The sequence below is a fragment of the Streptomyces lomondensis genome (assembly GCF_014651035.1).
Lineage (GTDB): Bacteria > Actinomycetota > Actinomycetes > Streptomycetales > Streptomycetaceae > Streptomyces > Streptomyces lomondensis.
Window position 1 is genome coordinate 86,426 of record NZ_BMWC01000003.1, and the last position, 20,072, is coordinate 106,497.

The 20,072-nt window shown below is 72.9% G+C and carries 23 protein-coding genes; 18 read left to right on the forward strand and 5 right to left on the reverse strand.

Annotation, left to right across the window (positions count from 1 at the left end; all coding sequences use genetic code 11):
* The first annotated feature begins 26 nt into the window (after positions 1-26).
* The gene (locus tag IE255_RS11920) at positions 27-494 is read left to right on the forward strand and encodes a phage holin family protein (RefSeq protein WP_190050182.1); all 468 of its coding nucleotides are present in this window, start codon (positions 27-29) and stop codon (positions 492-494) included.
* A gap of 6 nt (positions 495-500) precedes the next feature.
* Positions 501-1,523, forward strand: coding sequence for an SDR family oxidoreductase (locus tag IE255_RS11925; RefSeq protein WP_190050183.1), 1,023 nt, complete (start codon positions 501-503; stop codon positions 1,521-1,523).
* Positions 1,524-1,658: 135 nt separating this feature from the next.
* Here IE255_RS11925 and IE255_RS11930 read toward each other — a convergent pair whose 3' ends face one another.
* Positions 1,659-2,621: an LLM class F420-dependent oxidoreductase gene (locus IE255_RS11930; RefSeq protein ID WP_190050184.1), complete on the reverse strand. Its 963-nt coding sequence runs from the start codon at positions 2,619-2,621 to the stop codon at positions 1,659-1,661.
* Between the two features lie 163 nt (positions 2,622-2,784).
* Here IE255_RS11930 and IE255_RS11935 point away from each other — a divergent pair, with 163 nt between their 5' ends.
* From IE255_RS11935 to IE255_RS11995, 13 genes are all read left to right on the forward strand, one after another.
* On the forward strand, positions 2,785-4,803 hold the full coding sequence (locus IE255_RS11935) for an NAD(P)/FAD-dependent oxidoreductase (protein ID WP_190050185.1): 2,019 nt from the start codon (positions 2,785-2,787) through the stop codon (positions 4,801-4,803).
* Positions 4,800-6,647 carry a transketolase gene (locus IE255_RS11940; RefSeq protein ID WP_190050186.1) on the forward strand — a complete coding sequence of 616 codons (1,848 nt, stop codon included), beginning with the start codon at positions 4,800-4,802 and terminating at the stop codon, positions 6,645-6,647. Before IE255_RS11935 ends, IE255_RS11940 begins: the two co-directional genes overlap by 4 nt.
* Positions 6,644-7,573 (forward strand): non-homologous end-joining DNA ligase, encoded by a 930-nt coding sequence (gene ligD / locus IE255_RS11945; protein WP_190050187.1) that lies wholly within the window; start codon positions 6,644-6,646, stop codon positions 7,571-7,573. The genes IE255_RS11940 and ligD overlap by 4 nt, the downstream gene beginning before the upstream one ends.
* Before the next feature lie 92 nt (positions 7,574-7,665).
* Positions 7,666-8,037 carry a gas vesicle protein GvpO gene (locus IE255_RS11950; RefSeq protein WP_190050188.1) on the forward strand — a complete coding sequence of 124 codons (372 nt, stop codon included), beginning with the start codon at positions 7,666-7,668 and terminating at the stop codon, positions 8,035-8,037.
* 47 nt (positions 8,038-8,084) lie between these two features.
* Entirely contained in the window at positions 8,085-8,519 is a 435-nt protein-coding gene (locus tag IE255_RS11955; RefSeq protein ID WP_190050189.1) for a gas vesicle structural protein GvpA, read from the forward strand.
* Positions 8,516-9,289 (forward strand): GvpL/GvpF family gas vesicle protein, encoded by a 774-nt coding sequence (locus IE255_RS11960; RefSeq protein WP_190050190.1) that lies wholly within the window; start codon positions 8,516-8,518, stop codon positions 9,287-9,289. The genes IE255_RS11955 and IE255_RS11960 overlap by 4 nt, the downstream gene beginning before the upstream one ends.
* A 4-nt stretch (positions 9,290-9,293) precedes the next feature.
* Positions 9,294-9,557, forward strand: a complete 264-nt coding sequence (locus IE255_RS11965) for a gas vesicle protein GvpG (protein ID WP_190050191.1) — start codon at positions 9,294-9,296, stop codon at positions 9,555-9,557.
* A complete protein-coding gene (locus tag IE255_RS11970; protein WP_190050192.1) occupies positions 9,554-10,216 on the forward strand; it encodes a DNA primase in 663 nt (220 codons plus the stop codon). The genes IE255_RS11965 and IE255_RS11970 overlap by 4 nt, the downstream gene beginning before the upstream one ends.
* Positions 10,213-11,310: an SRPBCC family protein gene (locus tag IE255_RS11975; RefSeq protein ID WP_190050193.1), complete on the forward strand. Its 1,098-nt coding sequence runs from the start codon at positions 10,213-10,215 to the stop codon at positions 11,308-11,310. Before IE255_RS11970 ends, IE255_RS11975 begins: the two co-directional genes overlap by 4 nt.
* Entirely contained in the window at positions 11,307-11,645 is a 339-nt protein-coding gene (locus tag IE255_RS11980; RefSeq protein WP_190050194.1) for a gas vesicle protein, read from the forward strand. The genes IE255_RS11975 and IE255_RS11980 overlap by 4 nt, the downstream gene beginning before the upstream one ends.
* A complete protein-coding gene (locus tag IE255_RS11985) occupies positions 11,642-12,397 on the forward strand; it encodes a GvpL/GvpF family gas vesicle protein (RefSeq protein ID WP_190050195.1) in 756 nt (251 codons plus the stop codon). The genes IE255_RS11980 and IE255_RS11985 overlap by 4 nt, the downstream gene beginning before the upstream one ends.
* A 31-nt stretch (positions 12,398-12,428) precedes the next feature.
* The gene (locus IE255_RS11990; protein WP_003994122.1) at positions 12,429-12,617 is read left to right on the forward strand and encodes a gas vesicle protein; all 189 of its coding nucleotides are present in this window, start codon (positions 12,429-12,431) and stop codon (positions 12,615-12,617) included.
* Positions 12,614-12,928, forward strand: a complete 315-nt coding sequence (locus IE255_RS11995; protein ID WP_190050196.1) for a gas vesicle protein K — start codon at positions 12,614-12,616, stop codon at positions 12,926-12,928. Before IE255_RS11990 ends, IE255_RS11995 begins: the two co-directional genes overlap by 4 nt.
* A 46-nt stretch (positions 12,929-12,974) precedes the next feature.
* Here IE255_RS11995 and IE255_RS12000 read toward each other — a convergent pair whose 3' ends face one another.
* The 3 genes from IE255_RS12000 to IE255_RS12010 form a co-directional block, all read right to left on the reverse strand.
* Positions 12,975-13,145, reverse strand: a complete 171-nt coding sequence (locus tag IE255_RS12000) for a hypothetical protein (protein ID WP_020270859.1) — start codon at positions 13,143-13,145, stop codon at positions 12,975-12,977.
* Positions 13,146-13,187: 42 nt separating this feature from the next.
* Positions 13,188-14,009: a class I SAM-dependent methyltransferase gene (locus IE255_RS12005; protein WP_190050197.1), complete on the reverse strand. Its 822-nt coding sequence runs from the start codon at positions 14,007-14,009 to the stop codon at positions 13,188-13,190.
* A gap of 99 nt (positions 14,010-14,108) precedes the next feature.
* A complete protein-coding gene (locus tag IE255_RS12010) occupies positions 14,109-15,605 on the reverse strand; it encodes a bifunctional phosphatase PAP2/diacylglycerol kinase family protein (RefSeq protein ID WP_190050198.1) in 1,497 nt (498 codons plus the stop codon).
* Positions 15,606-15,697: 92 nt separating this feature from the next.
* Between IE255_RS12010 and IE255_RS12015 the strand changes: the two genes are divergently transcribed.
* Entirely contained in the window at positions 15,698-16,240 is a 543-nt protein-coding gene (locus IE255_RS12015; protein ID WP_190050199.1) for an MOSC domain-containing protein, read from the forward strand.
* A gap of 636 nt (positions 16,241-16,876) precedes the next feature.
* Positions 16,877-18,496: an ABC-F family ATP-binding cassette domain-containing protein gene (locus tag IE255_RS12020; RefSeq protein ID WP_190050200.1), complete on the forward strand. Its 1,620-nt coding sequence runs from the start codon at positions 16,877-16,879 to the stop codon at positions 18,494-18,496.
* 108 nt (positions 18,497-18,604) lie between these two features.
* Here IE255_RS12020 and IE255_RS12025 read toward each other — a convergent pair whose 3' ends face one another.
* Positions 18,605-19,705: a baeRF2 domain-containing protein gene (locus IE255_RS12025; RefSeq protein ID WP_190050201.1), complete on the reverse strand. Its 1,101-nt coding sequence runs from the start codon at positions 19,703-19,705 to the stop codon at positions 18,605-18,607.
* Positions 19,706-19,768: 63 nt separating this feature from the next.
* On the opposite strand from IE255_RS12025, the gene IE255_RS12030 reads away from it, so the two are divergent.
* On the forward strand, positions 19,769-20,056 hold the full coding sequence (locus IE255_RS12030) for a DUF6158 family protein (RefSeq protein ID WP_190050202.1): 288 nt from the start codon (positions 19,769-19,771) through the stop codon (positions 20,054-20,056).
* The last annotated feature ends 16 nt before the right edge of the window (positions 20,057-20,072 follow it).

Sequence of the window (20,072 nt, forward strand, 5' to 3'; positions counted from 1 at the left end):
CGGGGGCCGAGGGTACCCGGCCGGGTATGAAGCCGTTGGATCACCTGGAGCATCTGGACAAGCACCTGGTCGACGAGCTGGCACAGGTGGCGCGCGAGACCGTACGGGACGAACTGCGCGAGCAGACCCGCAAGCAGCGCCGCAAGGCCGCGCTGTACGCCGCGTCCGGTGCCCTCGCCCTGTACGCGGGCGCCGCCCTCGCGCTCGCCGTGGGCCTGGCCCTCGCCCTCGGCCTGCCCGACTGGGCCGCGGCGCTGATCACCGCGGTGATCCTGGGTGTCGCGGCGTTCGTGCTGCGCGGCATGGCCCGGCCGTCCCGCCCGGGCGAGCACGCGGCCGGTACGCGGCTCCCGGGCCGTGCGGGAGCGGACCAGGCGGCTGCCGGGGGCATGCCGTATCCGCCCGTGCCGCCGGCCCCGCCCGCCGGGACCGCTCCCGGCACCGTGCCGCCGCGGCCGGCGGACGACCCGGACGTACCCCACCACAGGGCGTGATGCCGGGTGCGCACGCCAGGGACGGCGCGCCGGCGTGGCCGGGTGGTCGTGGTGACCGGGGCCAGTGGCGGTGTCGGACGGGCCACGGCCCGGGCCTTCGCCGCCCGCGGCGACAAGGTCGCCCTGCTCGCTCGCGGGCGTGAGGGGCTCGCCGCCGCGGCGGACGAGGTGCAGCGCGCCGGCGGCGAGGCGCTCGTCGTCACGGTGGACGTCTCCGACGCCAAGGCCGTGGAGGACGCCGCCCAGCAGGTCGTCGACGCCTACGGCCGCATCGACGTCTGGGTCAACAACGCCTTCGCCGGGGTGTTCGCGCCGTTCACGGAGGTCGCCCCGGACGAGTTCCGCCGCGTGACGGAAGTGACGTATCTCGGCTGTGTGTTCGGCACCCGGGCCGCCCTGCGCCACATGCTGCCGCGCGACCGCGGCACGATCGTGCAGGTCGGCTCCGCACTCGCCTACCGGGGCATTCCGCTCCAGTCGGCGTACTGCGGCGCCAAGCACGCGATCCAGGGGTTCAACGAGTCGCTGCGCTGCGAGCTGCTGCACGCGCGCAGCCGGGTGCGGACGACGATGGTGCAGCTGCCGGGCGTCAACACCCCGCAGTTCGACTGGGTGCTGAACCGGATGCCCGGGCGGGCCCGGCCCGTCGCGCCCGTGTACCAGCCGGAGGTCGCGGCCCGGGCGATCGTGCACGCGTCGTCGCACGCGCGGCGCCGGGAGTACTGGGTGGGCGGCTCCACGGCCGCCACGCTCATCGCCAACGCGGTCGCCCCCGGGCTGCTGGACCGCTATCTCGCGCGGACGAACTTCGACGCGCAGCAGGACGAGGGCCGGCCCGACGGACCGGCGAACCTGTGGGTCCCGGCGGACGGCCCGCACGGGCAGGACCACGGGGCCCACGGGCGCTTCGACGACGAGGCGACGGACGGCAGCCCGCAGCAGTGGGTGTCCCGCAACCGAGGCCGGCTGGGCGCGGCCCTCACCGTGGGAGCCGGGGCGCTGGCCACGCGCAGGCTGGTCCGCCGCTGATCGGACCAGGTCCTGGGCGACGCGGTGTTCCTTCACCTCCTGCGTGCGCGGGGAGAGTCCGTGCACCGTCCACCCCCTTCCGTGCACCGCCCACCCCTTGGAGCGGGCGGTGCAGTGGCATGGGGCCCTGCCTCGTCAGACGGCCTGCTGGAGCTGGGGCAGCACCTTCGTGCGGTAGAAGTCGAAGAAGCCGCGCAGGTCCGGGCCGATCTGGTTGACGTAGACCCGGTCGAAGCCCGCGTCGGCGAACTGCTTCAACTCCGCCACGTGCTCGTCCACGTCGTCGCCGCACACCCGGTTCTCGCGCACCATGTCCTCGGTGACCAGCTGCTGCGCCTGCTCGAAGTGCTTGGGGGAGGGCAGCACCTGGCCCAGCTCGCCCGGCAGCTGCTCGTTCGCCCAGAGCCGGTGCACGGTCCGTACGGCCTCGTCCTTGTCGGTGCCGTAGCAGACCTTGGTGCCGCCGCTGACGAGCTTTCCGCCGCCTCCGCCCTTGCGGTACTGCTCGACCATCGTCTCGTCCGGCTGGATCGTGATGTAGCCGTCGCCGACGCGGGAGGCGAGCTGCGTGGCCGCCGGGCCGAAGCCGGAGATGTCGATCGGGATCGGCTCGTCGGGGACGGTGTACAGGCGGGCGTTCTCCACCGTGTAGTGCGGGCCGTGGTGGTTGACCTCCTCGCCGGTGAACAGCCGGCGCATCACCTGGATGGCCTCCTCCAGCATGTCCAGACGGACGTGCGCCGGCGGCCAGTGGTCGCCCAGGATGTGCTCGTTGAGCGCCTCGCCGGAGCCGACGCCGAGCCGGAAGCGGTTGTCCGTCATCACCGCGCTGGTCGCCGCGGCCTGCGCCACCACCGCCGGGTGCATGCGCACGGTCGGGCAGGTCACCGCCGTCTCTATCGGCAGCGACACCGCCTCGGACAGCGCGCCGATCACCGACCACACGAACGGGCTCTGGCCCTGCGCGTCGTTCCACGGGTGGTAGTGGTCCGAGATCCACAGCGCCTGGAATCCGGCCTGCTCGGCCATCCGCGCCTGCTCGATCAGCTCGGCGGGTCCGTACTGCTCGCACGAGAGGAAGTAACCGTACTCGGGCATGGGGAAGTGCCTCCGCGACATCGGCGGTCCGTATCCCGCACCGGGTACCCGGGCGCGGGGCCGGAAACCGGTGGCGTGCGGGCCCGGCGGACGTTTGGGGGCCCTGGCCAGGGGGACGCGGAAGGCTCCCGAGGTACGCGACAGCGCCGGAGGCGAGCCAACCGTGAGTCGACCCCGCATCCTGATCGTCGGTGCCGGCTTCGCCGGGTACCGCACGGCCCGCACCCTGTCCCGGATGACCCGGGGACGGGCCCACATCACCCTGCTGAACCCGACCGACTACTTCCTGTACCTGCCCCTGCTGCCCCAGGTCGCCGCCGGGGTCCTGGAGCCGCGCCGGGTGACGGTCTCCCTCTCGGACACGCTGCCGAACGTACGGCTGGTGCTGGGCGAGGCCGAGCGGATCGACCTCGACGACCGCACGCTGCACTACACCGGCCCCGAGGGCGAGGGCGGCACGCTCGCCTACGACCGGCTGGTGCTCGCCGCGGGCAGCGTCAACAAGCTGCTGCCCATCCCGGGCGTCGCCGAGCACGCGCACGGCTTCCGCGGGCTGCCCGAGGCGCTGTACCTGCGCGACCACGTGACCCGGCAGGTGGAACTCGCGGCCGCCGCCGACGATCCCAAGACGTGCGCAGCGCGCTGCACCTTCGTCGTGGTCGGCGCCGGATACACGGGGACCGAGGTCGCCGCGCACGGGCAGATGTTCACCGACGCGCAGGTCCGCCGGCATCCGCTGCGGCGGGGCATGCGGCCGCGCTGGATGCTGCTGGACGTGGCGCCGCGGGTGCTGCCCGAGATGGACGAGAAGCTGTCCGCCACCGCCGACCGGGTGCTGCGGGAGCGGGGCGTGGACGTGCGGATGGGGACCTCCGTGAAGGAGGCCACGCACGACGGGGTCGTGCTGACCGACGGCGAGTTCGTCGAGACCCGGACGCTGGTGTGGTGCGTGGGCGTACGGCCCGACCCGCTGGTCGAGTCCCTGGGGTTGCCGATGGAGAAGGGGCGGCTGCTCGTCGACCCGCATCTCCAGGTGCCGGGGCGGCCCGAGCTGTTCGCGTGCGGTGACGTGGCCGCCGTGCCGGATCTGGAGAAGCCGGGGAGCTATACGCCGATGACGGCGCAGCACGCCTGGCGGCACGGCAAGGTCGCGGCCGAGAACGTCGCCGCCTCGCTGGGCCTCGGCGGGGCGCGGAAGCCCTACCGTCACCGCGACCTGGGCTTCGTCGTCGACCTGGGCGGTGCGAAGGCCGCCGCCAACCCGCTGGGCGTGCCCCTGGCCGGGGTGCCGGCCGGTGTGGTGACGCGCGGCTACCACCTCGCCGCGATGCCCGGCAACCGCGTCCGGGTCGCCGCCGACTGGCTGCTGGACGCCGTACTGCCGCGCCAGGCCGTGCAGTTGGGGCTCGTACGGTCCTGGTCCGTGCCGCTGGACACGTCGTCGCCGGAGCTGGCCCGGGTGCCGGGCGGTCCGGAGCAGCGGCAGGAGGTGAGTGCCCGGTCCGGGCCGGGGGCGGCGATCGCGGCCGACACACGTGAGGGGGAGACCGGCACCGGCGGCTCCGGCCAGGGCCGGGCCGGGGACGAGCCCGCGAAGGGGCAGCCCGGATCCGGAACGGCGAGTACGCGACCCGGGTCCGGGACCGCCGAGCCGCGCTCGGAGGCCGAGACGGCGAAGGGCCGCCCGGGCGCCGATCCGGCCGTGCGTCGACCGCCCGGCTCCGGGATCGCGGAACCGCGCTCGGAGCCCGAGACGGCGAAGGGGCGACCGAATGCGCCCAGGAGCCAGGCCGGTGATGAGCCCACGAAGGGGCAGCCCGGTGGTGAGCCTGCCAGGAACCAGCCCGGGCCCGCGAAGGGACAGCCCGGCGGCGAGCCAGCGAAGGGGCAGCCTGGTGGTGAGCCCGCCAAGAGGCAGCCGGGTGGCGAGCCGGCCAGGAACCAGCCCGGCGGCGAGCCCGCCAAGGGGCAGCCGGGTGGTGAGCCCGCCAGGGGACAGCCGGGTGGCGAGCCGGCCAGGAACCAGCCCGGCGGTGAACCCGCCAAGAACCAGCCCGAGCCCACCCCCCAGCCCCCCGGCGACAAGCCCCCGGCCGACCAGCCGCCCCCGGAGCCCGGCGCCGCGCCCGGCCCCGTCAAGCGAACCGACGTCCCGGACGACTCCGCGAAGGGAGACTCATGAACACCGGTGAACTCACCGACCTCGGACAGCAGCTGCGCGTGGACAGTGTCCGCGCTGCCGCCGCCGCGGGCTCCGGGCACCCGACGTCCTCGATGTCCGCCGCCGACCTGATGGCGGTGCTGCTCGCCCACCACCTCCGTTACGACTTCGACCGCCCTGCCCACCCCGGCAACGACCGCTTCGTCCTGTCCAAGGGACACGCCTCACCGCTGCTGTACTCCGCGTACAAGGCGGCCGGCGCCATCGACGACGAGGAACTGCTCACCTTCCGCAAGCTGGGCAGCCGCCTCGAAGGGCACCCCACACCGCAGCGCCTGCCGTGGGTCGAGACGGCCACCGGCTCGCTCGGCCAGGGCCTGCCGGTCGGCGTCGGCATCGCGCTGGCGGGCAAGCGCCTGGACCGCACCGGCTACCGCGTCTGGGTGCTGTGCGGCGACAGCGAGCTGGCCGAGGGATCCGTGTGGGAGGCCGCCGAGCACGCCGGGTACGAGCACCTGGACAACCTCACCGTGATCGTCGACGTCAACCGGCTCGGCCAGCGCGGCCCGACCCGGCACGGCCACGACCTGGACGCCTACGCCCGCCGCTTCCAGGCCTTCGACTGGCACACCGTCGAGGTCGACGGCCACGACGTGGACGCCATCGACCGCGCCTACGGCGAGGCCGCCTCCACCAAGGGCCAGCCCACCGCGATCCTCGCCCGCACCCTCAAGGGCAGGGGCGTCGAGGGCGTCCAGGACCGCGAGGGCCTGCACGGCAAGCCGCTGCCGGAGGCCGAGGACGCGATCGCCGAGCTGGGCGGCCCGCGCGACCTCCGTGTCCGGGTGCAGGAGCCGCCCGCCGCCCGCATGCTGCACTCCGTCCAGACCGGGGACTTCGAACTCCCGACGTGGGACAAGGGCGAGGAGGTCGCCACCCGCAACGCCTTCGGGCAGGCGCTCGCCGCCCTCGGCACCGGCCGCGGCGACATCGTCGCCCTGGACGGCGAGGTCGGCGACTCCACCCGCGCCGAGTTCTTCGCCAAGGAGCACCCCGACCGCTACTTCGAGTGCTACATCGCCGAGCAGCAGCTGGTCGCCTCGGCGGTCGGCCTCGCGGCCCGCGGCTGGGTGCCGTACGCCGCCACGTTCGCGGCCTTCCTGACCCGCGCGTACGACTTCATCCGGATGGCGTCCGTCAGCGGCTCCGGCATCAACCTCGTCGGCTCGCACGCGGGCGTCGCCATCGGCCAGGACGGCCCCAGCCAGATGGGCCTGGAGGACCTCGCGATGATGCGGGCGGTGCACGGCTCGACCGTGCTGTACCCGTGCGACGCCAACCAGACCGCGCGGCTGGTCGGCGCCATGGCCGGCCTGGAGGGCATCCGCTACCTGCGCACCTCGCGCGGTGAGAGCCCGGTGATCTACGGCCCCGACGAGGACTTCCCGGTCGGCGGCAGCAAGGTGCTGCGCTCCTCCGACCGCGACCGGCTGACCTTCGTCGCGGCGGGCGTCACCGTGCACGAGGCCCTGGCCGCCGCGGACGCCCTGGAACAGGAGGGCATCCGGGCGCGGGTGATCGACCTGTACTCCGTGAAGCCCGTCGACCGGGCCACCCTGTGCCGGGCCGCCGAGGAGACGGGCTGCCTGGTGACCGTGGAGGACCACCACCCGGAGGGCGGTATCGGGGACGCGGTCCTGGACGCGTTCACCGACGGGCGCCCCGTACCGCGCCTGGTGCGGCTCGCCGTACGGTCGATGCCGGGCTCGGCGTCCCCGGCGGAGCAGCTGCACGCCTCGGGCATCGACGCGGAGTCCATCGCGGCGGCCGGACAGCTGCTGGTGGAGGAGGCGGTCGTGCGGTGAGCGGCGCCGACGGCACGCGCAGGGTGCGGGCGGGCCGCCGCACGGTGCAGGTGCACCGGCCGGACAAGGTGCTCTTCCCCGGCGGCGGCGACGCCAAGGAGTACACCAAGGGCGACCTGGTGGACTACCACCGGGCCGTCGCCCCCTTCATGCTGCCCCACCTGCGCGGCCGCCCGCTGATGCTGGAGCGGCACCCGGACGGCCTCGACGGGCCCACGTTCATGCAGAAGAACACCCCGGACCACTACCCGGAGTGGATCACCCGCGTCGAAGTGGCCAAGGAGGGCGGCACGGTCCGCCACGCCGTCTGCGACGACACCGCCACCCTCCTCTACCTGGCCGACCAGGCGAGCATCACCCTGCACCGCTGGCTGTCCCGCGCCGACAGCGTCGACCACCCCGACCGGCTGGTCTTCGACCTCGACCCGGCAGGCGACGACTTCGAGGCCGTACGCGCGGCCGCCCGGCTGCTGGGAGAGCTGCTCGACGAGCTGGAGCTGCCCTCGGCGCTGATGACCACCGGATCGCGCGGCCTGCACGCCGTCGTCCCGCTGAACGGCCGGCACGACTTCGACGAGGTGCGCGCCTTCGCCCGGGACGCCGCCGACACCCTCGCCGACGCCCACCCCGACCGGCTCACCACCGCCGCCCGCAAGAAGGACCGCGGCGACCGGCTCTACCTCGACATCCAGCGCAACGCCTACGCCCAGACCGCCGTCGCGCCCTTCACCGTCCGGCCCCGGCCGGGCGCGCCCGTGGCGACCCCCATCACCTGGGAGCAGCTGGACGACCCGGAGCTGCACGCCCGCCGCTGGACCATCGCCGACGCCGTCGAGCAGGCCCGCACCAACCCCTGGTCAGGCCTGCTGAACCGGGGCCGGGCGCTGGGACCGGCCCGGCGGCGGCTGAACGCCCTGCGCGGCTGAGGCACCCGCGCCTTCCGCCGGGCGGCGGCAGATGCATGGCTCGGGAGAGGTTTGGCGAACACGCTTGCGGCCACACGGAGGGGGAGGTGGCCATGTCGAACACAAAAAACACCCAAGAGTCGCAGAGTTCACAGAAGTCTCAGGACTCACAGAATTCCGGCACTTCGAACGACAACCAGACGGCCGACAACCGGCCGAGCCCGATGGAGGTACTGCGCCAGGCGCGCGGTCAGCTCGCGGAACTCACCGGCATGGACCCCGAATCCGTGTCGTCCTTCGAGCAGACGGAGGAGGGCTGGTCGCTGGAGGTCGAGGTGCTCGAACTCGAGCGCGTGCCCGACACGATGAGCCTGATGGCGAGCTACCAGGTGGAGCTCGACTCCCAGGGGCAGCTCACCGGATACCGGCGCGTCCGCCGCTATGAGCGCGGGCGGGCCGACGCGCGCAGGTCGGGCGGCCGCTAGGCCCGCCCGACCGGACCCACACCCACAGACGAGGAGGAACAGCCGGCATGACTGTAGTACCGGCACAGCAGACCGGCGGCGGAGGCGGCAGCAGCGGCCTCTACGACGTGCTTGAACTTGTTTTGGACAGGGGGCTCGTCATCGACGCATTCGTGCGAGTCTCCCTGGTCGGCATCGAGATCCTCAAGATCGACGTCCGCGTCGTCGTCGCCAGCGTCGACACCTATCTGCGCTTCGCCGAGGCGTGCAACCGGCTCGATCTGGAGGCCGGGCCGCGCAAGGCCCCGGGCCTGCCCGACCTGGTCGGGGAGATCACCGAGTCCGGCGCCCACGGCAAGTCCAAGGGGGCGCTGTCCGGCGCCGCCGAGACCATCTCCGACGCCTTCAAGCAGGCGCGCGGCGAAGGCTCCGAGCGTGAGACCGAGTCCCGTCCGAGGGCCCGCAAGAGCACGACGGCCCGCCGGAAGGAGGAGCAGGAGTGAGCACCTACGTCTATGGCATCGCGGCGAGCTCACACCCCGGGCTCCCCGAGGGTATGGGCGGCGTCGGTGACCCGCCCCGCCCGGTGCGCATCCTGCGGGAGGGCGATCTGGCGGCCGTCGTCAGCGACGCCCCCGAGGGGCTGCGGCCCAAGCGCAAGGACCTGCTCGCCCACCAGAACGTGCTCAGCGAGGCGGGCGCGGCGGGCTGCGTGCTGCCGATGCGGTTCGGCAGCGTCGCCCCGGACGACAACGCGGTGACCGGGGTGCTCGCCGAGCGCGCCGAGCACTACAAGGAGCGCCTGCGGACCCTGGACGGCCGGGTCGAGTACAACGTCAAGGCCAACCACGTCGAAGAGGCCGTGCTGCACCAGGTGATGGCCGAGAACCCGGAGATCCGGGGGCTCGCGGAGGCCAACCGGCAGGCGGGCGGCGGCAGTTACGACGACAAGATCCGGCTCGGCGAGATGGTCGCGGCAGCGGTCAAGGCCAGGGAGGCCGACGACGCCGCCGCTCTCCAGGACATCCTGGAACCCGTCGCCCAGGCCGTGAGCGTGGGCCCCGAGTCCACCGGCTGGCTGGCCAACGTGTCGTTCCTGGTGGACCGGGAGGCGGCCGAGAACTTCCTGGCCGCCGTCGAGCAGGCCCGCAAGGACCTGCCGCATCTGGAGGTGCGGGTCAACGGCCCGCTGCCGCCGTACAGCTTCGTCGAACCCGGCCCGACCGAGCCGGCGGGCACCGCGGCGGGTGGCACGGACACCGGAGCGGGGTGACGACGTGGGCCTGATCTCGGAGGTGCTGCTGCTGCCGTTCGCACCGGTGCGCGGCAGCGCCTGGGCCATCAGACAGGTGCTCCAGGAGGCCGAGCGGATCTACTACGACCCCGCCACGGTCCGGGCCGAACTGTCCCGCCTGGAGGAGCGGTTGGAGGCCGGAGAGATCTCGGAGGAGGAGTTCGACCGCCTCGAGGACGAACTCCTCGACCGGTTGGAGACCGGCGCGCGCAGGAGCACGGGAACAGGCGACGGGACGACACGATGAACCGAATGGGACTGGGCCTCGCAGTGGGGGCGGGATACCTCCTGGGGCGCACCAAGAAACTCAAGATGGCGATGGCCGTCGGCGGCCTGGTCGCCGGAAAGAAGCTGAACCTGAGCCCGCGCATGGTCGCGGACCTGGTCCAGCAACAGCTGAAGAACAACCCGCAGTTCAAGGAGATCGGCGACCAGCTGCGCGAGGATCTGCGCGGTGTCGGCAAGGCGGCCTCCGGTGCCATGGTCGAGCGGCAGCTCGACGCGGTCGCCGACCGGCTGCACAGCCGTACGTCCCAGGTGCGGGACCAGCTGGCGGGCGCGGTGCCCGGCGCGGGGCGCGACACCGACGCCGAGGACACCGAGGACGAGGAGCCCGAGGACTCCGCCGCGCAGGAGGACGAGGAGCCCGAGGACTCTGCTGAAGAGCCCGAGGACTCCGCGGAACAGGAGGACGAGGAGCCGGAGCCGGCGGCGAAGAAGGCCCCGGCGAAGAAGGCGCCCGCCAAGAAGGCGGCGAAGAAGGCCCCCGCCAGTAAGGCCCCCGCGAAGAAGTCGGCGGGCCGGAAGGCGGCGGCGAAGAAGACCACGGCCGCCAAGAAGGCGACCGCCGGGAGCAGGGGCGGCAGCGCCCGGTCCCGGCTGCCGAAGGGAGGTGGTGAGGGATGACCGACACCCTCGGATCGGCGACCTCCGCCGCGCGCGGAGCGACGAAGAATCCGCTCACCGACGTGGCCCACAGCGAGGCCGCCGACCGGCTCAAGGCCGAACTGCAGGAGTACCTCGCCGCGCAGGCCACCCGCATGCTGACCGGTGTGGGCCGCAAGCTCGGCGAGACCACCAACAAACTGAACGACATCGCCGAGGGCAACAGCCCCGGCTTCGGCAAGCTCGCCCTCGAGGGCGGCCGCAAGCTCACCGAGGGCAAGGGCCCGCTGCGTGCCGCACTGGAGACCGGCGGCTCACGCGTCAAGGACAAGGTCACAGGCGCCCTGAAGAACCTGGGCGGCGGCAAGGGTAAGCGCTCGGCGGGCAAGAAGCCCACCGTCATCATCGAGCACGTCGACATCGGCGTGCCGCTGCGCACGGCGTACGACCAGTGGACCCAGTACCAGGACTTCAGTACGTTCGCGAAGGGCGTCAAGAGCGCGAACAAGGCCGACGAGACCACGTCGGACTGGCAGCTGAAGGTCTTCTGGTCCAACCGCAGCTGGAAGGCTCGGACGACGGAGCAGGTGCCCGACGACCGGATCGCCTGGACGTCGGAGGGAGCCAAGGGCACGACGAAGGGCGTGGTCTCCTTCCACCGCCTCGCCGACAACCTCACCCGGGTCCTGCTGGTCATCGAGTACTACCCCACGGGGCTGTTCGAGAAGACCGGCAACATCTGGCGCGCCCAGGGCCGCCGGGCCCGGCTCGACCTGAAGAACTTCGTCCGCTTCGTCACGATCAAGGGCGAGACGGAGGACGGCTGGCGCGGCGAGATCCGCGACGGCGAGGTCGTCCGCAGCCACGACGACGCCGTCGCCGAGGAGGAATCGGAGGAGGAGCGCCCCGAGGACGAGGAGCCCGAGGACGAGGAGCCGGAGGGCGAGTACGAGGAAGAGGAAGAGGAAGAGGAAGGCGAGGAAGAGCCCGAGGCCGGCTACGACGAGGATGCCGAAGGCGAGGAAGAGTCCGAGGAAGAGCCCGAGGAAGAGTACGAGGACGAGCCTGCTGAGCAGTACGAGGACGAGTACGCGGAGGGCGGGAGCCGGCGATGACGATGTCCAGCAGGATGCCCGAGCCCTACGGCCAGGGGAGCGGCGCCAACCTCGCCGACATCCTGGAACGGGTGCTCGACAAGGGCATCGTCATCGCGGGTGACATCCGCATCAACCTGCTCGACATCGAACTGCTCACCATCAAGCTGCGGCTGATCGTCGCCTCCGTGGACAAGGCGAAGGAGATGGGCATCGACTGGTGGGAGACCGACCCGGCCCTGTCCTCGCGGGCCCGCCGCGACGAACTGACCCGTGAGAACGCCGAGTTGCGCGAGAGGCTGGCCCGGCTGGAGGAACTGGAGCCGGGCCGCGCGGAGAAGAAGGAGGCACCGTGACCGGACTGCGGTACGTCTACGCCGTCTGCCGCCCCTTCGGCACGCCGCTCCAGGCCCAGCTGACGGGGGTGGCGGGCGATCCGCCCAGAGCGCTGACCCACCACGGCCTCGTCGCCGTGGTCAGCCACGTGCCGGAGCGGGACTTCGCGGAGGAACCGCTCCGCGCCCATCTGGAGGACCTGGACTGGCTGACCGAGACCGCCCGTGCCCACCAGGGCGTGATCGACGCGCTCACCACCGTCACGACCCCGCTGCCGCTGCGGCTCGGCACCGTCTTCCGGGACGACAGCGGCGTACGGACGATGATCGAGGCCCGCGAGGACGACTTCCGGCGCACCCTCGACCGGCTGGAGGGCCGCGTCGAGTGGGGCGTCAAGGTGTACGCCGAATCCGAACCGCAGGAGAGCGCCCGGCCCGCGCAGAAGGCCACCTCGGGCCGGGACTACCTGCGCCAGCGGCGCATGCAGACCCGATCGCACGAGGAGATGTGGCAGAAGGCCGAGAATTTCGCGACCCGGCTGCACGAGAGGCTTTCCGTATTCGCGGAGGATTCCCGGCTGCATCCCCCACAGAATCCCGCCCTTTCCAAGGCGACCGGGCGGAACGTATTGAATGCCGCCTATCTCGTGCCACGCGCGCATTCCGAGGAATTCGTGGAAATGGTGGACCGTACCAAGGACGAGATGCCCGGAATGCGCGTCGAACTCACCGGGCCCTGGGCTGCCTATTCGTTCGCCGGGGAGACCACATGACCGACGGCCACATGACCGACGGAGAGAAGCCGTGACCGTAGTGGAACGCCGTGAGGTCGCCCTCGTGGACCTGCTCGACCGGCTGCTCGCCGGCGGTGTCGTGATCACGGGGGACATCACGCTGCGCATCGCCGACGTCGACCTCGTCCGTATCGACCTGAACGCGCTCATCAGCTCGGTGAACGCCCAGGTGCCCTCGCCCTTCGAGGAGTTGTTGTGACCGCCCCCGAGAACCCCCGGCCCGACCCGCGGCCGCGCCGCAACCGGCTGGACCTGGAGCCCGACACCGTCGAGCGCGACCTGGTCAAGCTCGTGCTGACGGTGGTGGAGCTGCTGCGCCAGCTCATGGAGCGCCAGGCGCTGCGCCGGTTCGACGTGGGGGATCTGAGCGAGGATCAGGAGGAGCGGATCGGGCTCACGCTGATGCTGCTCGAGGAGCGGATGGCGGAACTGCGCGACCGCTACGGACTGCGGCCCGAGGACCTCAATCTGGACCTCGGGCCGCTCGGACCGCTGCTTCCCCGGGACTGACTCGGTCCCGGGGAAGCGGTACGGCTCATTCACCTCGGTGGCTTCATCACCACCTGTACCAACGGCCCCTGCCGCCGGCTGCCGACGTCCCACGGACGAAGAATCCGAGCAGCCACAGGACGAGAACCGCCAGCGCGATCCACCAGAGTACCTTTACTGCAAATCCGGCGCCGAACAGAACCAAGGCCAGAAGCAGCACCAGCAGGATGGGAACCATAATTCGAACCTCCTGCTTTCCGGGTGTCCCCGAAACGGTGTTTCAGGCTTCCTTTCGGCAGAGAATTTCTCCGTGCAGCACGCTGAACCAGCCGTCCTCCCGCGTCCCCCACTCCCGCCAGGCCTCGGCCACGCCCCGCAACTCCTCCGTGGTGGCGTGCCCGCCCTGCCGGGCCCGGTCCGCGTACGCCGACGCCAGTGTGCGGTCGGCCCACAGTCCGCTCCACCAGGCCCGCTCCTCGGGCGAGGCGAAGGTCCAGGTGCCGGAGGTCGCCGTCACGTCCGTGAGCCCGGCCCGCAGCGCCCACGCCTTCAGCCGGCGTCCGGCGTCCGGCTCACCGCCGTTGGCGCGGGCGACCCGGCGGTAGAGGTCCAGCCAGTCGTCGAGCCCCGCGGACGCCGGATACCAGGTCATCGCCGCGTAGTCGGCGTCCCGCACGGCGACGAGGCCGCCGGGCCGGACGACCCGCTTCATCTCGCGCAGCGCCTGCACCGGGTCCCCCACATGCTGGAGCACCTGATGGGCGTGGACGACGCAGAACGTGTCGTCCGGGTAGTCCAGCGCGTGCACGTCGGCGACCGCGAAGCCGACGTTGGCCAGGCCCCGTCCGGCCGCCGTGGCCCGCGCCTGCTCCAGGATCTCCGGCACCCGGTCGACACCGGTGACGTGCCCGTCCGGTACCAGTTCCGCCAGGTCGGCGGTGATCGTGCCCGGCCCGCAGCCGATGTCCAGGATCTTCATGTGGGGCTTGAGCGAAGGCAGCAGGTACGCGGCCGAGTTGGCGGCGGTCCGCCAGGTGTGCGAGCGCAGCACCGACTCGTGGTGCCCGTGCGTGTAGACGGCGGTCTCCCGTGGTTCCGGCATGGCGGATCCCACCCCTTCCGTTCCGGTCGGCAGGAGATCACCGTACGCAGGCCACCCGAATAATGAGACCCAGGTATCACGATGTGGTCTGACGGAGTATCAGTAGCCGGTGATCGGCCGGTACACGGTCAGCGCCTCGGGCAGCTTCTCCAGCTCCACGCGGCCCTCCACCTCGGTCACTTCGCCGTCGTAGGCGAGGAGCGTGCCGGGCGCCACATGGTCCAGCCGCAGCCGCGCCACCTGGACGGCCGCGTGGGCGGGGGAGCGGGTCAGGGGCCCCGCGAGGGCGGCGGCGAGCAGCCGCGCGGCGGGCCGGCGGCCGCCGTGCACGACCCGCACGTCGAGGTGCCCGTCCGCCAGATCCAGCCGGCGTCCGGACGCGAGTCCCATGCGGTGGTAGGTGCCGTTCCCGGCGAACAGCAGCCACAGGGGGCGCCTGCGGCCCTGGAACTCGGCCTCCAGCGGGTGCCGGCCGGCCCGCAGCACGCGCACGGCCGCGACCACGCCGGCCGGCCAGCCGCCGATCCGGTGCGACCAGCGCTCCCGCTCGCGCACCAGCTCCGGATAGACGCCGATGCTGCACGTGTTGAGGAAAATGCCGTGCTGGTCGCCGCAGGAGTACCGCCCCACGTCCACGCGCACGGCGTCGCCCTGACGCAGCGCGCGGGCGAGATCGCGTACGTCCTCCACGCCCAGGTCGTAGGCGAAGTGGTTCAGGGTGCCGCCGGGCAGTACCGCGAGGGGCAGGCCGAAGCGGAGGGCGACCCGGGCGGCGGTGTTCACGGTGCCGTCGCCGCCGCACACCCCGAGGACCCGGGCGCGGGACGCCGCCTTCTCCAACTCGCCCGGCACGTCCTCCGGTTCACATGCGACGACCTCGGCGCGCGGCAGGGCGTCCCCCAGCGCACGGGCCCGCTCGGCGGATCCCGAGGCGGTGTTCGCGACGAGGACGAGACCCTCGCCCTCCAGCAGCGCCGGGACCTCGGCACGGGGGCGGGCCGGCGGGGTGACCTGGCCCCGCGTCGGCACCAGGCCCCGGACGGCGAACGCGGCGCCCACGCCCAGGGCGGCGCCCGCCAGGACGTCGCTCGGGAAGTGGGCGCCGGTGCTGACGCGGGCGAGGGCGACCGAGGCGGCCACCGGGGTGACGACCGCACCCCAGGCCGGGGACTCCAGGGCGACACCGGCCGCGAAGGCGGCGGCCGACGCGGCGTGCCCGGAGGGGAACGACGTGGTGACCGGCCGCCGCCTCAGCCGCCGGACCAGCGGGACCGGGGCGAGTACCGGGCGGGGGTGGCGGACCGTGCGCTTGCCGAGGGCGTTGACGGTGAGGGAGGCGAGGCCCCACGAGGCCAGCCCGCGGGTCGCCGCGCGGCGGGCGCGGGGGGTGCGGCTCGCCGCGAGGGCGGCGGCGGCCGCGAACCACAGCGCACCGCGGTCCGCGCCGCGGCCCAGCCCGGGCAGTGCGAGGCCGGACCCCGCACCGCGCCGGGCCGCGGCGGCCTCGAAGAGACGGCAGTCCAGAGCGAGGGCGCGGTCGCGCAGGGGATGGTGCCCGGGCTTCAGGGTGGTGAGGTCCAGGTCGGGGCTCGTCATGGGGTGCGGGTACCCGGCGGGGGTGGACACACCGGCCGCACCGGGGCAGGCTCATGGCTGATCATGGTGACCGAACAGGGGGAGACGACGACATGAGCGGGCGCGTGACGGCGGTCAGCAGCAACGGGGAGTACTCGTTCACCAAGCCGAACCGGGACAGCATCACTCTGCCCGCCGGCGTCGGTGTGGAGGGGGACGTGCACGCCGGCGTGACGGTCAAGCACCGCTCGCGCGTCGCGCAGGACCCCACCCGGCCGAACCTGCGCCAGGTGCACCTCATCCACGAGGAGCTCTTCGCCGAGGTCGGCGAGGACGGGTTCCAGGTGGCGCCCGGCGAACTCGGCGAGAACATCACCACCCGCGGCATCGACCTGCTCGGCCTGCCGACCGGCACGCTGCTGCGCATCGGCGACTCCGCGGTCCTGGAGGTCACCGGCCTCCGCAACCCCTGCATCCAGATCGATGCCTTCCAGGAGGGCCTGCTGAAGCGGGTCGTCGGCCGCGACGAGGCGGGGAACGTCGTGCACAAGGCCGGGATCATGAGTGTCGTGCGGGAGGGGGGCGTGGTGCGGCCCGGCGACGCGATCGCAGCGGAGCTGCCTGCCGGGCCCTACCGGGCGTTGGAGCGGGTCTGACGGTTCTGCGTGTTGCCGGGCGCGCGGCGTCCGTGCCGGGGCCGAGGCGTTGCGCAGCCCGACGCGACGGGGTGCCGCTTCTGTGGGACGGGTGCCGCCCCAGCGGCACGACTGCCCGCAGCCAGGGCTGGGCGGGAGCCACGGCGTGCCCGCACCCGTGTGCCGCGTTGCGCAGCTCGGCGCGACGAGGTGCCGCTGCGCCCACCCGTGCCGCCTTGAGTGGCCGACTGCCCGCAGCTAGGGCGACTACAGCGGCCCGCGGCCCGCAGCTAGGGCGACTACAGCGGCCCGCGGCCCGCAGCTAGGGCGGCTACAGCGGCCCGCCGCCCGCAGCTAGGCGGATCGCGCGGGCCCGCGATCAGGACGGCCGGGCGGGAGCCACGACGCACCCGCAGTCGCCGGACGGCGCAAGGGGACGTGTCGGGGGGTGTCCGCCCGCAGCGGTTGGCGCGTCAACGCCAGTGAGTCGGTGTGAGACCCCATCGCGCCGTTCCGAGGACGGACACCCCCCGGCGCGGCCCCGACCCACACCCGGCGAGAAGGCGCAACGCGCACCCCCCGAAGCAGCCACAGGCCGCCGCAGGCATCCGGAAATGCGTTTGCCCGGCACCCGAGCCGCCGCAGAGAATCGCGCCCATGGGTCACCTCGAAGCCGCGCACCTGGAGTACTACCTGCCTGACGGAAGGGCGCTGCTGGGCGATGTGTCGTTCCGGGTGGGGGAGGGCGCTGTCGTCGCCCTCGTGGGGCCCAACGGGGCCGGGAAGACGACCCTGCTCCGGATGCTCGCCGGTGAGATCAGACCGCACGGCGGATCCGTCACCGTCGGCGGCGGACTCGGCGTCATGCGGCAGTTCGTCGGATCCGTACGCGACGAGACGACCGTACGCGACCTGCTCGTCTCCGTCGCGACCCCCCGCATCCGCGAAGCCGCCCAGGCCGTCGACGCCGCCGAGCACGCCATCATGACCGTCGACGACGAGGCCGCCCAGCTGAAGTACGCCCAAGCCCTCGCCGACTGGGCCGAGGCCCGCGGCTACGAGGCCGAGACGCTGTGGGACATGTGCACCACGGCCGCGCTCGGCATCCCCTACGACAGGGCGCAGTGGCGCCAGGTCCGCACCCTCTCCGGCGGTGAGCAGAAGCGCCTCGTCCTGGAGGCCCTCCTGCGCGGCACCGACGAGGTGCTCCTCCTCGACGAGCCCGACAACTACCTCGACGTCCCCGGCAAACGCTGGCTGGAGGAACGGCTCGCCGAGACCCGCAAGACCGTCCTGTTCGTCTCCCACGACCGCGAACTCCTGGCCCGCGCCACCCAGCGCATCATCTCCCTGGAACCCGGCCCCGCCGGCGCCGACGCCTGGGTACACGGCGGCGGCTTCGCCACGTACCACGAGGCCCGCCGCGAACGCTTCGCCCGCTTCGAGGAGTTGCGCCGCCGCTGGGACGAGAAGCACGCCCAGTTGAAGAAGCTGGTACTGAACCTCCGGCAGGCGGCCAGCATCAGCGACGTGCTGGCCTCCCGCTACCAGGCCGCCCAGACCCGCCTGCGCAAGTTCGAGGAGGCCGGCCCGCCCCCGGAGCCGCCCCGCGAGCAGGACATCAGGATGCGCCTCAAGGGCGGCCGCACCGGCGTCCGGGCCGTCACCTGCGAGAACCTGGAGCTCACCGGCCTGATGAAACCCTTCGACCTGGAGGTCTTCTACGGCGAACGCGTCGCCGTCCTCGGCTCCAACGGCTCCGGCAAGTCCCACTTCCTGCGCCTCCTCGCCGGCGACGACGTCGCGCACACGGGGCACTGGAAGCTGGGCGCCCGGGTCGTGCCCGGCCACTTCGCGCAGACGCACGCCCACCCGGAGCTGGAGGGACGTACGCTCCTCGACATCCTGTGGAAGGAGCACGCGCAGGACCGTGGCGCCGCCATGTCCCGGCTGCGCCGCTACGAGCTGACCAACCAGGCCGAGCAGACGTTCGAACGCCTGTCCGGCGGCCAGCAGGCCCGCTTCCAGATCCTCCTGCTGGAGCTCCAGGGCGTGACGGCCCTGCTCCTCGACGAGCCGACCGACAACCTGGACCTGGAGTCCGCCGAGGCCCTCCAGGAGGGCCTGGAGGCCTTCGACGGCACGGTCCTCGCGGTCACCCACGACCGCTGGTTCGCCCGCTCCTTCGACCGCTACCTGGTCTTCGGCAGCGACGGCCGGGTCCGGGAGACCCCGGAACCGGTCTGGGACGAACGCCGCGTGGAACGGGCGCGATAGCAGCGCACCTGGGGGCGCGGGGACCTGCGCGACCGGCCACGACGCGCCCGCACCCGCGCCGGTGCCGCGCCCCTGCGGTGAAGCGGCGCGCAGGTCACTTCCAGCTGGTCACTTCCAGCGGAGCAACGCCCCGAGTCCGCCGACCGGAACCTCCTGCTCGGCAACGGCCAGTGCGCCGGCGTCCGACGCCACCGCCGACCGGATCAGCGCGTCGTCCGCCCGGGCCGGCCAGGAGTGCTGCTCGCCGAGGACCTTCAGCTCCGTGCGCCGCATCGCCAGCTGGTCCGGGTCCTCGCCGATCCACACCTCACGGTGCGTGTCCGGCCCGTCCAGCCTGATCAGCAGCTCGTCGATGCGATGCTCGCGCGCCGCCTCGACCAGCGCGGGCACGCCCTCGACGGCCCCGGCCCGGCCCTCGTCGTCCGGGTTCCGGGCGGCCCGGAACCGCTCCAGCTCCGCCTCGGCCTGCCGCGCCACATGCTCGGCGCGGGCCCGCTCGACGTCGTCGTCGAGGAGCCGGCTGCCCGTGCCGTGCGGCGCCTCGACGACCAGATCGTGCAGCCGCTTGGGCAGCCGCTCGTACACGGACCGCCGCTCACGGGTGTCACCGACGAGAATCAGCAGGTCGGCCCGTGTCTCCTCCTGGCACACGGCCAGCGCGTCGGCGATCTCCGCGGCGTTGTGCTCCCAGGTGTTCTCCACCCGCAGCTGGAAATGCCGCTCGGACCAGTCCACGGAACTCGTCCGGTGCACCGGCCACTGGCGCCCGGTGACGCCACCGGCGTCCTCCCGGCCCAGCGCGCTGCGCAGCTCGAAGTCCGCGCCCTTGCGGTCGACGTAGGCGACCACGCACACCGGGTCCTCGCCGGCCAGCTCCAGCAGGGGCGCGACCCGCGGCAGCGGGGCCCACTCGGCCCAGTCGCCGCCCCGCGGGGGACGGGTCAGCGGCGGGTCCAGGACGACCTGCCCGGCCAGGGCGAACAGGGCCCGGCCGTGGGGTTCGGAGGAGTGCCGCAGATCCTCGATCGCGCTCTGCACGGCCCGGCAGGTCGCCTCGTCCGCGCCCTGGTCGGCCAGCTGCCTGGCCATCGCCTGGGCCGTGAGCTGCCGCTCGTGGGGGGTGTCCTCCGTATGCCGGGAGGTGTCGACGTACACCGAGGCCCAAGGCCCGGGGTGTTCGTACAGTGGGTGCAGAAAGGCGAGATCCATGGCTCCCTCCCGGATGCCGCTCGGGTAGTGCTCACTTGCTCCCCAGGCGGGTACCCGGACCACATGAACGAACACGACGAGCGGGGCGACACCATGACCGGAGTGGACCCTGACCGGCTGGACGACCAGCAGCTCATGAAGGAGCTGGAGACCATCCACCGCACGCGCCACGACACGCTGCTCTACGGCTCGAACGACGCGCTGCGGGCCCACAACGAGCGCATGGCGCAGCTGGAGGGCGAGTACCTGCGCCGCAACCCGCGCCGCCCGGTGGCCGCGGGCCGCACACGCGAAGGGGCCCGGGAGCGCGGGAGCGGGGAGTCGACGACTCCCACGACCCCGGGCACCTGAGCCCCTCCGACGACCC

Excerpts from the sequence above, each read along its gene's own strand:
- IE255_RS12025 (WP_190050201.1), bottom strand. The coding sequence starts at position 19,705 with ATGGATCTCGCCTTTCTGCACCCACTGTACGAACACCCCGGGCCTTGG.
- IE255_RS11955 (WP_190050189.1), top strand. The coding sequence starts at position 8,085 with ATGACTGTAGTACCGGCACAGCAGACCGGCGGCGGAGGCGGCAGCAGC.
- IE255_RS11980 (WP_190050194.1), top strand. The coding sequence starts at position 11,307 with ATGACGATGTCCAGCAGGATGCCCGAGCCCTACGGCCAGGGGAGCGGC.
- IE255_RS11970 (WP_190050192.1), top strand. The coding sequence starts at position 9,554 with ATGAACCGAATGGGACTGGGCCTCGCAGTGGGGGCGGGATACCTCCTG.
- IE255_RS11975 (WP_190050193.1), top strand. The coding sequence starts at position 10,213 with ATGACCGACACCCTCGGATCGGCGACCTCCGCCGCGCGCGGAGCGACG.
- IE255_RS11940 (WP_190050186.1), top strand. The coding sequence starts at position 4,800 with ATGAACACCGGTGAACTCACCGACCTCGGACAGCAGCTGCGCGTGGAC.
- IE255_RS11920 (WP_190050182.1), top strand. The coding sequence starts at position 27 with ATGAAGCCGTTGGATCACCTGGAGCATCTGGACAAGCACCTGGTCGAC.
- IE255_RS11950 (WP_190050188.1), top strand. The coding sequence starts at position 7,666 with ATGTCGAACACAAAAAACACCCAAGAGTCGCAGAGTTCACAGAAGTCT.
- IE255_RS12030 (WP_190050202.1), top strand. The coding sequence starts at position 19,769 with ATGAACGAACACGACGAGCGGGGCGACACCATGACCGGAGTGGACCCT.
- IE255_RS12000 (WP_020270859.1), bottom strand. The coding sequence starts at position 13,145 with ATGGTTCCCATCCTGCTGGTGCTGCTTCTGGCCTTGGTTCTGTTCGGC.
- IE255_RS12010 (WP_190050198.1), bottom strand. The coding sequence starts at position 15,605 with ATGACGAGCCCCGACCTGGACCTCACCACCCTGAAGCCCGGGCACCAT.
- IE255_RS12020 (WP_190050200.1), top strand. The coding sequence starts at position 16,877 with ATGGGTCACCTCGAAGCCGCGCACCTGGAGTACTACCTGCCTGACGGA.
- IE255_RS11930 (WP_190050184.1), bottom strand. The coding sequence starts at position 2,621 with ATGCCCGAGTACGGTTACTTCCTCTCGTGCGAGCAGTACGGACCCGCC.
- IE255_RS12005 (WP_190050197.1), bottom strand. The coding sequence starts at position 14,009 with ATGCCGGAACCACGGGAGACCGCCGTCTACACGCACGGGCACCACGAG.
- IE255_RS12015 (WP_190050199.1), top strand. The coding sequence starts at position 15,698 with ATGAGCGGGCGCGTGACGGCGGTCAGCAGCAACGGGGAGTACTCGTTC.